The organism is Flavobacteriaceae bacterium HL-DH10, assembly GCA_031826515.1.
Classification (GTDB): Bacteria; Bacteroidota; Bacteroidia; order Flavobacteriales; family Flavobacteriaceae; genus Thalassobellus; species Thalassobellus suaedae.
Genome location: CP134536.1, coordinates 184,035 through 199,074 on the forward strand (window position 1 = coordinate 184,035; position 15,040 = coordinate 199,074).

At 33.9% G+C, this 15,040-nt stretch carries 11 protein-coding genes; 1 reads left to right on the forward strand and 10 read right to left on the reverse strand.

The genetic code is table 11. The features are described from left to right. Positions 1 to 54: 54 nt before the first annotated feature. From nirB to RHP49_00740, 8 genes are all read right to left on the reverse strand, one after another. Positions 55 to 2,568 (reverse strand): nitrite reductase large subunit NirB, encoded by a 2,514-nt coding sequence (gene nirB / locus RHP49_00705; GenBank protein ID WNH12793.1) that lies wholly within the window; start codon positions 2,566 to 2,568, stop codon positions 55 to 57. Between the two features lie 166 nt (positions 2,569 to 2,734). Next, positions 2,735 to 5,029, reverse strand: coding sequence for an FdhF/YdeP family oxidoreductase (locus RHP49_00710; GenBank protein WNH12794.1), 2,295 nt, complete (start codon positions 5,027 to 5,029; stop codon positions 2,735 to 2,737). A gap of 1 nt (position 5,030) precedes the next feature. After that, positions 5,031 to 5,636 carry a nucleotidyltransferase family protein gene (locus tag RHP49_00715; GenBank protein WNH12795.1) on the reverse strand — a complete coding sequence of 202 codons (606 nt, stop codon included), beginning with the start codon at positions 5,634 to 5,636 and terminating at the stop codon, positions 5,031 to 5,033. Beyond that, positions 5,636 to 6,655 (reverse strand): XdhC family protein, encoded by a 1,020-nt coding sequence (locus RHP49_00720; GenBank protein ID WNH12796.1) that lies wholly within the window; start codon positions 6,653 to 6,655, stop codon positions 5,636 to 5,638. The genes RHP49_00715 and RHP49_00720 overlap by 1 nt, the downstream gene beginning before the upstream one ends. Positions 6,656 to 6,732: 77 nt before the next feature. Then, on the reverse strand, positions 6,733 to 8,925 hold the full coding sequence (locus RHP49_00725; protein ID WNH12797.1) for a molybdopterin-dependent oxidoreductase: 2,193 nt from the start codon (positions 8,923 to 8,925) through the stop codon (positions 6,733 to 6,735). An 11-nt stretch (positions 8,926 to 8,936) separates the two neighbouring features. Continuing rightward, positions 8,937 to 9,392 (reverse strand): (2Fe-2S)-binding protein, encoded by a 456-nt coding sequence (locus RHP49_00730; GenBank protein WNH12798.1) that lies wholly within the window; start codon positions 9,390 to 9,392, stop codon positions 8,937 to 8,939. A gap of 136 nt (positions 9,393 to 9,528) precedes the next feature. Continuing rightward, complete coding sequence (gene kbl, locus RHP49_00735; protein WNH12799.1) at positions 9,529 to 10,719, reverse strand: glycine C-acetyltransferase; 1,191 nt, start codon at positions 10,717 to 10,719, stop codon at positions 9,529 to 9,531. A 27-nt stretch (positions 10,720 to 10,746) separates the two neighbouring features. Next, the gene (locus tag RHP49_00740; protein ID WNH12800.1) at positions 10,747 to 11,697 is read right to left on the reverse strand and encodes an NAD-dependent epimerase/dehydratase family protein; all 951 of its coding nucleotides are present in this window, start codon (positions 11,695 to 11,697) and stop codon (positions 10,747 to 10,749) included. A 163-nt stretch (positions 11,698 to 11,860) separates the two neighbouring features. On the opposite strand from RHP49_00740, the gene RHP49_00745 reads away from it, so the two are divergent. After that, a complete protein-coding gene (locus RHP49_00745; GenBank protein WNH12801.1) occupies positions 11,861 to 12,322 on the forward strand; it encodes an Lrp/AsnC family transcriptional regulator in 462 nt (153 codons plus the stop codon). Between the two features lie 54 nt (positions 12,323 to 12,376). Here RHP49_00745 and RHP49_00750 read toward each other — a convergent pair whose 3' ends face one another. Both RHP49_00750 and ade read right to left on the reverse strand, forming a co-directional pair. After that, a complete protein-coding gene (locus RHP49_00750; GenBank protein ID WNH12802.1) occupies positions 12,377 to 13,336 on the reverse strand; it encodes an alpha/beta fold hydrolase in 960 nt (319 codons plus the stop codon). 31 nt (positions 13,337 to 13,367) lie between these two features. Beyond that, entirely contained in the window at positions 13,368 to 14,987 is a 1,620-nt protein-coding gene (gene ade / locus RHP49_00755) for an adenine deaminase (protein WNH12803.1), read from the reverse strand. Positions 14,988 to 15,040: the final 53 nt, after the last annotated feature.

Consider the following 15,040-nt stretch of genomic DNA (forward strand, 5'->3'; position numbering starts at 1 on the left):
ACCTTATCCGTAAACTATATAACTTTTCACTTTTAATTTTTCACTTTTAACTAATTACGACCAAGCCTTCGGCATTTTTTGGTCTCTCATTGGCACAAACACTAAGTTATCATCTGTATCATCAGAATTAACAAAATGCTTGAAACGTTTTGCCATATTTGGATCTTCAATGGCTTGTTTCCACTCACATTCATATTTATTAACAAGTCCTTGCATTTCGGCATCTAAATCTTCAGCAATTCCTAAAGAATCTTCAATAACAACTTGTTTTAAATACTCAATACCGCCTTCTAATTTATCTAACCAAGGCGCTGTTCTTACTAAAGGACCAGCAGTTCTGATGTAAAACATTAAAAATCGATCTAAATATTTAACAGCCGTTTCATCATCTAATTGTTCTGCAAAAAGAACAGCATGCTTTGGTGTAGCTCCACCATTTCCACATACATATAAATTCCATCCACCATCAACAGCAATTAATCCAAAATCTTTACCTCTGGCTTCTGCACATTCTCTAATACATCCTGAAACACCTCCTTTTAATTTGTGTGGCGAGCGCAAACCTCTATATCTATTTTCAATCTCTATAGCAAAAGTGACGCTTTCGTGCATGCCGTAACGACACCATGTAGAACCTACACAACTTTTAACCGTTCGTAAGGACTTACCATAAGCGTGTCCACTTTCAAAACCAGCATCGATTAAATCTTTCCAAATTAATGGCAACTCGTGTAATTGTGCTCCAAATAAATCGATACGTTGACCACCAGTAATTTTAGTATACAAATCATACTTTTTCGCAACCTCACCAATCACAATTAATTTATCGGGGGTAATTTCTCCGCCTGGAATTCTTGGAACCACAGAATAGGTGCCGTTACGTTGAATGTTTGCTAAAAAACGATCGTTTGTATCTTGAATACCTACTTGACGATTAGGGGTTTCCATAGTAATACTGGCAAAAATAGAAGCCACTAAAGGTTTACAGGTTTCGCAACCATGACCTTCTCCAAATAAGTTTAACGTTTCATCGTAATCTTTTACCTGGTTGACTTTTATAAGATCGTACAACTCTTGTCTGTTAAAGTTAAAGTGCTCACAAATAGTTTCTTTAACCTCTTTACCTAAAGATTTTAATGTTTCATTTACCAAATCGGCTACCATAGGTTTACAGCCTCCACACCCAGTTGTTGCTTTAGTTTTAGTTACAACATCACCAAAATTTTGACTCTCACCATCGGTAATAGAACAACATATATCGCCTTTAGTAACACTTTCGCACGAACATACTTGAGCGGTATCTGGCAAATCTAAAGCACTACCAAATGAAGAACCGCCTTCACTTGCTGGTAAAATTAACTCAGCAGGATTCTCAGGAATTGCCATGCCATTTAAATATATTTGGTGCAACATATTATAATCGGATGCATCACCAACTAAAATACCACCTAGCAACGATTTTCCATCAAGACTCACATTAATACGCTTGTACAAATGCTTTGTTTTATCTTCAAAAATAACAGAATGTCCTTTTGAAGCAGGCATAAAAGGCTCGCCAAAACTAGCAACATCTACACCAATTAACTTTAATTTTGTTGACATATCAATATCACCAGGCATAATCACTGCTTCGTTACCTAAAATTTGGTTTACTGCAACACCAGCCATGTCATAACCAGGAGCCACTAACCCATATATCATTTGATTGTACAAAGCAACTTCTCCAATGGCATAAATCTCTGGATCTGATGTTTGCATTTTATTATTGACAACAATTCCTCCACGAACGCCCATTTCTAAATCGCAAGTTTTTCCCAACTCATCTCTTGGACGAATTCCTGCTGAAACAATTAGCATATCAACTTCTAAAACATCATCTTCTCCAAACTCCATAGCTGTAATTGCATCATCTCCTAAAATTTGGTTTGTTGCTTTACTTAAATGAATATTTAATCCAATAGATTCTAATTTTAATTGCAATACTTGGCTACTTCTTGAATCTAATTGTCTTGGCATTAATTTAGGAGCAAACTCAACAATATGAGGCTCTAACCCCATATCCATAACGGCTTTACCTGCTTCTAAACCTAATAAACCGCCACCCAAAACAGCTGCTTTGGCATTGGGGTTTTTCGCTTTAAGTTTTGCAGCATAAGCTAGCATACCTTCTAGATCTTCAATCGTTCTGTATACAAAAACACCTTCTTTTTCTACACCTTTAATATTAGGAACAAAAGGCGAAGACCCTGTTGCTAATACCAAATAATCATAGGTATATTCATCTTCTGTAGATGTTGTAATTGTTTTTGAAGAGCGATGAATATCTGTTATACGTACATTGGTTATTAATTCAATACCATGATCTTCATACCAAGATCTTGGAGCCATTTCTAAAGCTACTGCATCTTGATTTTCAAAGAATTCACTTAAATGAACACGATCGTAAGCAGGTCTTGGCTCCTCACCAAAAACCGTCACTTTATATTGACTACTAGTTGATTCGGCTACAAACTTTTCACAAAATTTATACCCAACCATTCCATTACCTATGACAAGAATTTTTTTCATATCTACGTATTTTGAAGCAAAAATAAGTATAAATACTTAATTTTATATACGTAGATTAATTATTTTTATGTTGCAATACGATTATTGTAGATTTCGCAAATTCAGACTATCTAAATTCAATATTAAACAAAAAAGAACAGTAATAAATACCATAAATAAAGAAAAACTAAGTAGTACTAATAGTAACAATAACACTCTTAGATGCTGGTGTTTTAGCAGTATGCGCAAAACTATCTAGTGGCACAAGCACATTAGTTTCTGGGAAATAGGTAGCACAACAGTTTTTTGGAATATCGTAGCCTACCACTTTAAAATTATTAGCAACTCTAATAATACCATTGAATTCCGACTTTAAATTTACAACTTGTTGCTCCTTTAAATTACGTAGTTTTATATCGTCTCGATTCATAAAAACGATGCGTCTTTCATTAAAAACACCTCGATATCTATCATTTAAACCATAAATAGTGGTGTTAAATTGATCGTGACTACGTATGGTCATCATAATTAATTCGTCATCTTTCAGCTTCCAAGAAGGAAGTTTATTGATTGAAAAATTGGCTTTCTCCGTTTTTGTTTTGAATTTCCTTTTCCGTGCGCCATTAGGTAAATAAAATCCTGACGGATTTTTTATTCTTTTATTATAATCATCAAATCCATCAACAACCTCAGCAATATCATCTCGAACTAAATTATAATCATCTTTATATTGTAGCCAGTTAATCTTAGAATACGTCTTTAAAGTTGCATTTGCTATACCACAAACTACAGCCACTTCACTTAACAATTTATTCGAACAAGGCTCTAAAACACCTTTAGTAGAAGAGACAACACCCATAGAATTCTCAACACTTTGAATTTGCAGTCCTGTTTTTTGATAATCTTTTTCTGTGCGCCCTAAACAAGGAAAAATCAAGGCTTCATTTCCAGTAACTACATGTGAACGATTTAGTTTTGTACTTACATGCACCGTTAAGTTACAATTAGCTATAGCTTGTGCTGCATATCCTGTATCTGGCACTGCCGAAATAAAATTTCCACCCAACCCAAAAAAGACTTTTGCCTTTTTCTCGTACATAGCTTTTATAGCATCAATAACAGAATACCCATGCTTTATGGTTGGCTTAAATCCATACTTAGCTTCAATTTTATCTAAAAATGCTTGTGGTGACGATTCCCAAATACCTACTGTTCTATCACCTTGAACATTGGAATGCCCACGAACCGGACAAGTTCCAGCACCTTCTTTACCAATACTTCCTTTTAATAGTAAAAGGTTTACTAATTCTCGAATATTATCGACTGCATTTTCATGCTGAGTTAAACCCATTGCCCAACAAATAATAATCTTATTTTTATTCAGAATTAAATCAAACGCCTCGTCAAAAACAGCTTGAGTAACACCCGATGCCTGTAAACAATCTTCAAAATCATAAGTTTTTAAATCCGCAATAAAAGCATCATATCCATGTGTATATACATTAATAAAATCTTTATCAAAAACACCTCCTGTTTCCTCTTCTTTTTCTAATAATTTAAGCAAAATAGCTTTCATAAAAGCTACATCTCCATTAATAGTTATAGGCACAAACACATCGGCTATTTGAGTTCCACCCGTTAATAGTTTCATAGGACTTTGAGGGTCGGTAAATTTTAATAAACCCGCTTCTGGCAATGGATTAATCGCTATTATTTTTCCGCCATTATTTTTACACTTTTCTAAAGCTGTTAGCATCCTTGGATGATTAGTTCCTGGATTTTGTCCAATAACCATCACTAATTCCGCCTTATACAAATCATTTAAAGTAACAGAACCTTTTCCTATCCCTAAAGTTTCAGATAACGCACTACCACTCGCCTCATGACACATATTTGAGCAATCAGGCAAATTAGCCGTACCATATTCTCTAACAAATAACTGGTATAAAAATGCTGCTTCGTTTGTCGTTCTACCAGATGTATAAAAAACGGCTTCATCTGGATTATCTAAAGCATTTAAATGCTTACCCACTTTCTCAAAAGCATCTAGCCAAGAAATAGGTTGATAATGTGTGGCCCCTTCTGGCAAAAACATGGGTTCTGCAAGACGTCCGGATTTACCAATTTCAAAATCTGACCAACTCGCTAATTCATCAACACTATGCTGAGCAAAAAAATCGGCTCCAATCGTTTTATTTTGAGCTTCTTCAGCAATAGCTTTCATACCATTTTCACAATACTCCCCTAATTTAGAGCGTTCATCGTCTGGATCTGGCCATGCACAACCAGGACAATCAAAACCTCCTTTTTGATTTATTTTAAGTGATAATTTTAAGGCATCAGCAGGATTCATGTATTTTATCACTTGACTTACTGCCGCTTTAATTCCTCCAAAACCAACACTATTTTTATGTGGTTTTGTTATTTTTAATGTTGTGAAGTTTTCAGGTGTTTTTGCTTTATCTTCTGGAGGTAAACTCATCCTATTTTTTAAAGTTTGCTTGATATAACATATCGTAATCTTCTTTCGAGTCTAAATCTACATTTTTTATAGGAAGAACTAAAGTTTTTACAAAAGATTCATTTTGAGTTAAAAGATGTTTAGCTCCTTTATCATTTTTTAATTTAGATAATTCTTTAAAGTATCCTTTATCAAAAAGAGCAGGCACGCCATAGGTGTCATTTTTATACGAAGTTGCGATAATTTGATTTTTAGATGGATTAAAAACCTGAATTAATTCATTTAAGTATGCTGAATCAATTAAAGGCTGATCTGCTAAAATAATAAGTACCCCATCTGCATGTGGATTAAATTCCATGATATAATTAACACCACTAGCAATAGATTTACCAAGACCTTGCTCCCATTCTTGATTATGTAAAATAGTTATAGATAATGCTGTAATCTTTTTTTTTATTAGCTCATAATTAGCACCCAAAACAACAATAACATCATTTGAAACAGTATTTAATGCTGTTTGCAACGTATGTTCTATTAAGGTTTTACCTCCCCAATTAAGTAATTGCTTAGCACTTCCCATTCTTGAGGAAGCACCAGCTGCTAAAATAATTATTGGGATTTTCGACATTAATCTTCAATATGAATACGTCCTCTTTTTTGGCTAAGCGACATAAGTTCCTGATTTCTAGTAACAGCTAAAATTTCAGCCATAATAGAAATTGCTATTTCTTGAGGTGTTTCTGAACCTATATTAATACCGGCTGGTCCATGGATAATATCTAAAAACTCATGACTTATATCTGGACAATATTCGATAAACTGAGACAACAAATCCTCTCTTCTTCGTGCAGGACCTAAAAGACCAATGTATGATGGGTTCGTATTTTTTAAAGCGACTAAATACCTTAAATCATTTGCAAAATTATGAGTCATTAACACCATAGCCGTTTGATGATCTATAAGTGTCACACTCATTTGTTCAGCCGAAACAGCAAAAAACTCATGAGCACCAGGGAAATTTTGTATTGATTTCGATTCTGAAGTTCCTGAAACAATAACCACTTCCCAACCTGTTAATGCAGCATATTTACAAAGTTGAACCGCATCATGTTCTGCACCGATAATAACTAATTTGAAGCATGGTGGCATGTTTTGTTTAAAAACTGAAAGCGAAGTATCTTTTTTATTGCTACGTCCGGAAATTGAAAAGACCTCATCATCAATTTTTACGTGAGAGCCAATTCCTGCCCAAACACCTACCTTTTTGATAAAATAAGACGTTATTTCGAAAGTATTTCTATTTTTTAAACTTTTAGAAAATCTATCTATAAATTTATCGTCTGGATTAAAGCGTTCAAGTAAAATATATAAAACACCTTCACATCCTAAACGATACCGACCATCATATGTCATTATTTTTGATACATTGGTCTTAAAAACGGTTTCAGCTTGTAATAAAATTTCTTTTTCAACACAGCCTCCACTAACCGCTCCAACCATGTTTCCGTTTTCTAAAACAAGCATTCTTACACCTGGTCTTCTATACGAAGACCCATCTAAAGCAACAACCGAAGCTAATACTGTTTTTACGCCATTATTATTAGCTATTAAAGCGTCTTCAACTATTTTTTTAAATTCGTGTGTCATGCAAAAATTTTAAAAAAGACTTATTTAAAGTATTGTAAACCAAATAAACAAGAAAGCTTAATTATACATTTATAAGTTTAACTAACAACTGACTGTTTTGAAACAAAAGGTTGCTTATAGTATCTAGTACCTGTTACTTTATATAAAGCATTAGCTAAAGCCCCAATAGCTGGTGGTAGTCCTGGTTCTCCTAAGCCCGTTGGAGCTATCTCGCTTTTAACAAAGAAAACCTCTATATCTTGTGGTACTTGTGCATGACGAATTAATTGATATCTATCGAAATTCATTTCATTAGCAGCACCATTTTCAAAAGTTAACTGACTATACATGGCATGTCCGACACCATCTATAACACCACCTTGAATCATATTTTTGGCAGCATCTGGGTTCACAACTATACCACAATCAACAGCACACCATACCTTTTTCACTTTTGGTTGTCCATCTTCAACGACCATATCAAAAACTTCTGCGACATAGGTTGAATGACAAAAATATGCTGCCACACCACGATACACTCCTGGTGTTGATTCTCCCCAATTAGATTTCTCTTTTACCAATTTCAGCACCCCTGCATAACGCTCAGCTTCATAATCATTTTTTTCTCCAATAGGGTTATTGGTGGCACGATCAAACAGTTCTAAACGAAAATCTATAGGGTCTTTTCCAGCTAATTCGGCTACTTCATCAAGAAATGATTGTTCTGCTCCAGCAGTAAAATTCGAACTTGGTGCTCGCCAAGCACCAGTGGTAATATTCGTTTTTCCACCAATTTTTTCAGCAGAATAATTTTCAACAGCTCCAGCAGGGAAACGATTAGGGAATACTGGACTTTCTGGCAATCCTGTACCTCTTACTGAAAAAGCAATTAGATTATTATTTTCATCTAAACCTGCTTTATACCTAGATTGATATGCTGGTCTATAAGTACCTTGGCTCATATCATCTTCTCTTGTATAAATCAACTTAACTGGTCCTCCTATTTTTTTAGAAATGGCTGCTGCTTCGAGACCAAAATGCACATAAAGTCTTCTTCCAAAACCTCCACCTATTCTAGTCATATTAACCGTAATATTTTCGGGTGGTATATTTATTAATTTAGCAACTGATTTCTCAAGAGCATCTGGGGTTTGTGTAGGACCTATTAATTCCGCCGCATTTTCAGTAACATTTGCAAAGAAATTCATAGGCTCCATAGTATTATGGGCTATAAAAGGCGCTGTATAAGTTCGTTCAATGACTTTAGCTGCATTCATAAATGCAGTATCCACATCACCATCGGTTCTACTTTGTGTAACTTTCCCCGAAACTAAGGCATTTTCCATGCTATTTATATGCGATTTAGAATCCTCTAATTCACTAACAACTTCCCAATTAGCCTTTATCGATTTTTTAGCTTTCATTAATTGCCAAGTCGATTCTCCAACGATAGCTATTAATTGTAAAAAGCCTTTTTCGTCAAACATACCAGATTCAGGAATAGAGATATCTATAATGAATGCATCTGTTACGCCTGACATCCCTTTTATTTCTTCTTCATTGAAATCTTTTAGTTTCATACCAAAAGCAGGCGGATGTTGAATCATAGCAAATTGCATACCCTCCCTTGTGAAATCCAAGCCGAATAAAGGTTTTCCGGTAACTATTTTTTTTCCATCAACATTTTTTACGCTTGTTGAAATCAATTTAAAATCTTTAGGCTCTTTTAACTCAACCTCTTCAGGAATTACAATACCTACAGCTTTTGATGCTATTTCACCATAAGAGATGCTTCGCTCTCCATTACTTTCTTTAATAATGCCTTTATTTACCGTTAAATCTGAAACATTTACGCTCCATTCTTTAGCTGCAGCTTCTAATAACATTCTTCTTCCAGTTGCACCTGCCATTCTCAATGCATTCCAACTTAACCGAATGGATAAACTTCCTCCAGCAAATTGATTTTGGTAGAAACCTGTATTCAAAGGTGCTTGTTCTACTACAACCTGTTTCCAATCGACATCCAATTCTTCAGCCACAATCATAGGCATTGAAGTTTTTACATTCTGACCAATCTCTGGATTGGGTGAATATATTGTAACCAGACCTGTATCTCCAATCTTGATATAACCATTAATATCAAACCATTCGTTTGGAACTGCAATCGTTTCAGAATTAGACTCTGAAACACATCCTGTTAACCAACTAAACCCGATAAGCATTCCGCCTCCTGCTGCTGCAGATATTTTCAGAAATGAACGACGATTATATTGTGTTTTTATTTTTGTCATGATTCCTGAATTTAAAGTTTAGAAGCTGTTTTAATGGCTTGTTTAATTCTTATATAAGTGCCACATCGACAAATATTTCCGTTCATTGCTGCATCTATATCCTTATCAGAAGGATTTGGATTGTTTTTCAATAATGATACTGCCGACATAATTTGACCTGCTTGACAATAACCACATTGAGGAACATCATGCTCAATCCATGCTTTTTGAACAGGATGATCTCCTTTTTCTGAAAGACCTTCTATAGTTGTAATGTTCATTCCTGAAGCTTGAGATACTTGAAGTAAACAACTGCGTGTTGCAACACCTTCTACATGAATAGTACACGCTCCACACTGGCCTAAACCACAGCCGTATTTGGTTCCCAATAAATTTAATTGATCTCTCAAAACCCACAATAAAGGGGTATCCATATCTGCCTCGACAGTATAGATTTTATCATTAATTTTTAAGTTGAATGTTGGCATAGTTGTCGTATTTAGAAGCGGTTAATTAGAATTTAACCTTTCTAAAATACAAAAAAAAGAAGCTAGAAATTATTGCGTAAAACCTTTTAACATAGAATTATGAAAATACTTTTATCAAAAAAGGACATTATTAAGCTTATGAAACCACTCCCAAATCTTTACCTACTTTTACAAAAGCTTCAATAGCTTTTTCTAAATCATGACGGTTATGAGCTGCCGATATTTGAACACGTATTCTGGCTTTACCCTTTGGTACAACTGGATAAAAGAAGCCTATTACATAAATACCTTCTAACAATAATTTTGAAGCAAATTCTTGAGCCAATTTAGCATCTCCCAACATTATAGGTACTATAGGATGATCTCCTGAAATAATATTAAACCCAGCTGCTACAATTTCGGTTCTAAAATAATTCGTGTTTTCAGCTAATTTATCACGTAAATGGGTTGACTCGCTAAGTAAATCTAAAACTTTAATTGAAGCTCCAACTACTGATGGCGCTAGCGTGTTTGAAAACAAATAAGGTCTAGAACGCTGTCTTAACATATCTACTATTTCTTTTCTAGCAGCAGTAAAACCACCAGACGCACCACCTAACGCTTTTCCGTAAGTTCCTGTAATAATATCAACCCTATCCATTACATTTCGGTATTCATGTGTACCACGACCAGTAGCACCAATAAATCCCGTGGAATGGCAGTCGTCAATCATTACCATGGCATCATATTTATCGGCTAGGTCACAAATTTTGTCGAGCTGCGCAATAGTACCGTCCATAGAAAAAGAACCATCGGTCACAATTAATTTTCTACGAGCACCTTTAGCTTTAATTAATTGCGATTCTAAATCTGCCATATCATTATGATTATATCTAAAACGCCCCGCTTTACATAATCTAATCCCATCGATTATTGACGCATGATTTAAAGCATCTGAAATGATAGCATCGTTGGCCCCTAAAATAGGTTCAAAAACACCTCCGTTAGCATCAAAAGCAGCAGCATATAAAATACAATCTTCCATTCCTAAAAAATCAGCTGTTTTCTGCTCTAACGCTTTATGAATATCTTGAGTACCACAAATAAAACGAACAGAGGATAATCCGAAACCATGCGTATCAATAGCTTTTTTACTAGCTTCGATAACATCTGGATGAGATGATAAACCTAAATAATTATTAGCACAAAAATTTAACACGTTTTTTGAAGCTGTTGTACTTATCTCTGCACCTTGGGGTGTTATTATAATACGCTCCTCTTTATATAAACCAGCCGCTTTAATTTCGTTTAACTCGTTTTGCAAATCATCTTTTATACTTGAATACATAATTTTATATTTTAACTTTAGTGAAACTTAAACTGCTTCTTTATAATAATCATTTAACGCACTTATCATAGCTTTTGTAATGGCTTCTAAATTATAATTAGGTTTCCAACCCCAATCTGCCTTTGCTTGAGAATCATCAATTGATTTAGACCAACGCTTTGCAATATCTTCTCTAAAATCTGGTTTATATTCTATTGTGAAATTAGGAAATACTTTAGATATTTCTGAAGCAATTTCTTTAGGTGAAAAACTAACACCTGCAATATTATAAGACGTTCTTATTTTTATTTTTTCAGAAGGCGCTTCCATGAGTTCTACAGTTGCTCTAATAACATCATCCATATATATCATGGGCAAAGTCGTATCTTCATTTAAAAAGCAAGTAAAAGGTTCTTTTAAAACCGCTTTATGATAAATATCTACCGCATAATCGGTTGTACCACCTCCTGGTAATGATTGATAGCCTATAACTCCAGGATAACGAATAGACCTTACATCTAATCCATATTTAAGAAAATAATATTGTGACCAATTTTCTCCATCAACCTTACTAATTCCATATGCCGTAGATGGATTTAAATACGCATCATTTGGCGTGTTATTTTTAAGAGCAGCATCTCCAAAAACAGCTATGGAGCTTGGATAAAACACTTTTTCTATACCATTAAGCCTAGATATTTCAAGAACATTTAAAAAAGTTTTTGTGTTTATATCCCATGTTTGTAATGGATTTGCTTCTCCTTTTGCAGAAAGAATAGCTGCTAAATGATAAATTTGAGTGATTTTATACTGTGTAACTACATGCTGAATTCTGTCATAATCAGTAGCATCAATAACTTCAAATATTCCACGAATGTTTTCCTTTTCTCTTAAATCGGATGCTATCACATTTTCAAGTCCGTATCTGCCTTGAAGTGTCTCTGTAAGAACACATCCTAATTGACCATTTGCTCCAGTTATTAAAATTTTAGCGCTCATAATAAAAGTGTTATTTACTAACAAAATTACATATAAGAAGTTTTAATATACAAAAAAGCACCCTAATTAGAAAATAAAAGCTGCAATATTAAAAATAAACAGCTATATTAACTTTTTAAACATAAATAAATTAAACTTTGCAATAATTTTTATTTCACTTATTATGGAAAATTTAGATGAAACAGATATAACGATACTCAGAATTTTACAAAACGATTCTAAAAAAACCGCAAAAGAAATTGCAAATATTTTAAACTTAACACCTTCACCTGTTTACGAGCGCATCCGTCGTCTTGAAAAACAAGGGTTTATAAAAAAATACGTTGCGATACTTGACAAAAAACTCATTGACAGATCTGTTACAACCATTTGCCAAGTTTCTATGCGGTACCATAACGAAGCATTCATTGAAAAGTTTGAAGAACAAATTCAGAATTTAAAAGAAGTTCAAGAGTGTTATCACATGGCAGGTCAAGTCGATTTTATTTTAAAAATAAACACCAAGGATTTAGAAAGCTATCATAATTTTGTAAAGTATAAACTTTCTAAAATTGAAAATATAGGCGTGCTAAATAGCACCTTTGTTTTAAAGGATATTAAGCACACGTCTGCGTTTTATATTTAATATTCACAACTTTATGTCATGTCTCAATCGTGCCAAATATCGACATGACTTCAACTAAAATATATCTTTTACAAACTCTAAAGCGCGTTTTTCATTATAATAAATATTCTTTTTCCCAATAAAACCAACATGACCACCAAATTGTGGCATTTCTAAATATAGGTGCGGGTTTTCTTTTGCCTCTTTTACAGGATAACATTCTGGAGATAAAAACGAATCGTTAAGCGCATTAATAATTAATGATGGGGTTTTTATGTTTGGTAAAAACTGAAGACAACTGCTTTTCACATAATAATCTAAAGCATCTCTAAAACCATGTGCTTTAGATGTGTAAACATCATCAAAATCTATAAGTGTTTTAATCGTGCAAAATTCTTCTCTTGATAAATCTTCTGGAAATTTAACAAGCTTATTAACGAGCCTTTTCGTTAAATGATTCAAGAACCGATTGGAATACAATCTGTTTTTTGGCTTATGAAGTTCGTTACAAGAACCCATTAAATCTGCTGGCACAGAAATAGCAATGCCTGCTTTTATTTCATTTGGAACGTCATCACGTTCTCCCAAATATTTTAATATCACATTAGCTCCTAAGCTAATACCGTATAAATAAATGTTTGTATATTTCTTTAAAGCCAAAACATGTTCTATAATGTCTTCCAAATCATCAGTAGCACCAGAATGATAACTTCTGTACTTTAAATTATCTTCACCACTACAGCCTCTAAAATTCACACAAATAGCATCAATACCATCACTATTAAATAACTTCGCTAAACCAGTGACATAGGGGCGTTGTCCATGACCTTCTAATCCGTGAAAACATAAAACAAGTTTATTTGATTTCTCAGTGGAAAAACTCCAATCTAAATCTAAAAAATCGCCATCTTTTAAATTGATACGTTCCCGATTCTGTTTAAGTTTTACACGCCGAACTAAACCCGAGTAAACTGTAGAGACAAATCCGTTTTTAAAAAGAAATGAAGGTTTGTAAGTCGAATTTATTATTGGCATATTTTAGTCTTCAGTTTTTAGTGTTTTTTTTTTAAACCTCTAAAGGTGTAAATTTAAAATCTTTTCCGTTAAACAAGCCTTTATCACTTAATTTTAATGATGGAATTACCAACAAAGCCATAAAAGATAATGTCATGTAAGGCGCATGTAAAGTGCTCCCTAATTGTTTCGCCATGTTGTCGAGTTTCGCATAATCTTCACCTACTGTTTTCCCATCTTTATCACTCATAATTCCAGCAACTGGTAATGAAATGATTTTTTCTTCAGAATTGGACACAGCACAAATACCGCCTTTATTTTTAATAAGTAAATTAACCGCTTTACAAATAGCTTCGTCACTAACACCTACAGCAATGATATTATGAGAATCATGACCAACAGAAGACGCTATAGCACCTTCTCTCAATCCGAAATTTTTAATAAATGCTAGGGCTGGTTTATCATTATTGTAACGGTTAACCACGGTCATTTTTAAAACATCTTTTTCAATATTTGAAACCAAATTACCGTTTACAATTAAAGCTTCTTCTATGAGTTCGTTAGTTACTAACTGACCTTCTAAAGCTTCTATAACGCGTATTTTTTTGACTGAAGACTCTAATTTAAAATCTGAAACCTCTTTTTTACTACAGTTAAAATTATTCAAAATTTTAAACGCAACTGGTTTTATTAATGAAACACCTTCATTACAAACCAATGTGCCATTTATATAGGTTTGTAGGGTTTTAAAATTGACTAAATCTTCAACAACAATACAATCAGCAAAATCTCCAATTTCTAATAAACCAACCTCTAAATTATAATGTTTTACAGGATTAACACACGCCATTTGCAGCACTTTAAAAACATCAATTCCTTTTGCTACCGCTCGTGCACAAAGTTTATTAATATGATTTAGTATTAAATCATCCGGATGCTTATCATCACTACAAAACATCATGTTTTCAAAATGCTCTGAAGCTAAATCTATAAGGGCTTCAAAGTTCTTAGCAGCACTACCTTCACGAATTAAAATTTTCATGCCTTTTTGAAGCTTTTCTAAAGCTTCATCATAAGTAAAACACTCATGATCTGTAGAAATTCCCGCATGGATATATTTTGTAACCTCATCACCTCTTAAACCTGGTGCATGCCCATCAACTGGTTTGTTATAATGTTTTGCCCATACTATTTTTTTCATGACCTCAGCATCATCAAACAACACGCCTGGGTAATTCATCATTTCTGCTAAATACTTAATATCTGGATTTTCTAAAAGCCTTTTAATAGCATCTGAATCTATAACCGCGCCCGCCGATTCGAAAGTGGTTGCAGGCACACACGATGGTGCTCCAAAATTGAATTTAAACGGTACTTGCTGTCCGTTTTCAATCATAAACTCAACGCCTTCAACACCTAAAACATTGGCTATTTCATGTGGATCTGAAACAGTTGCTACAGTGCCATGAGTGACTGCTAATCGAGCAAATTCACTAGGCACCAACATAGAGCTTTCTATATGAATATGTGCATCTACAAAACCAGGTAGTATATAAGTTTCAACACTATGGGCTTTTTCAATAATAGATAAGATTTTGCCATCCTTAAAAGTGATTTCTCCTTTGAAAATACGTTTGTTTTCTATATCGACTATGTTTCCTTGTAATTTCATATGTATTATGGGTTCCTGCCTGCGCAGGAATGACAAAATTATTTAAATTCTAT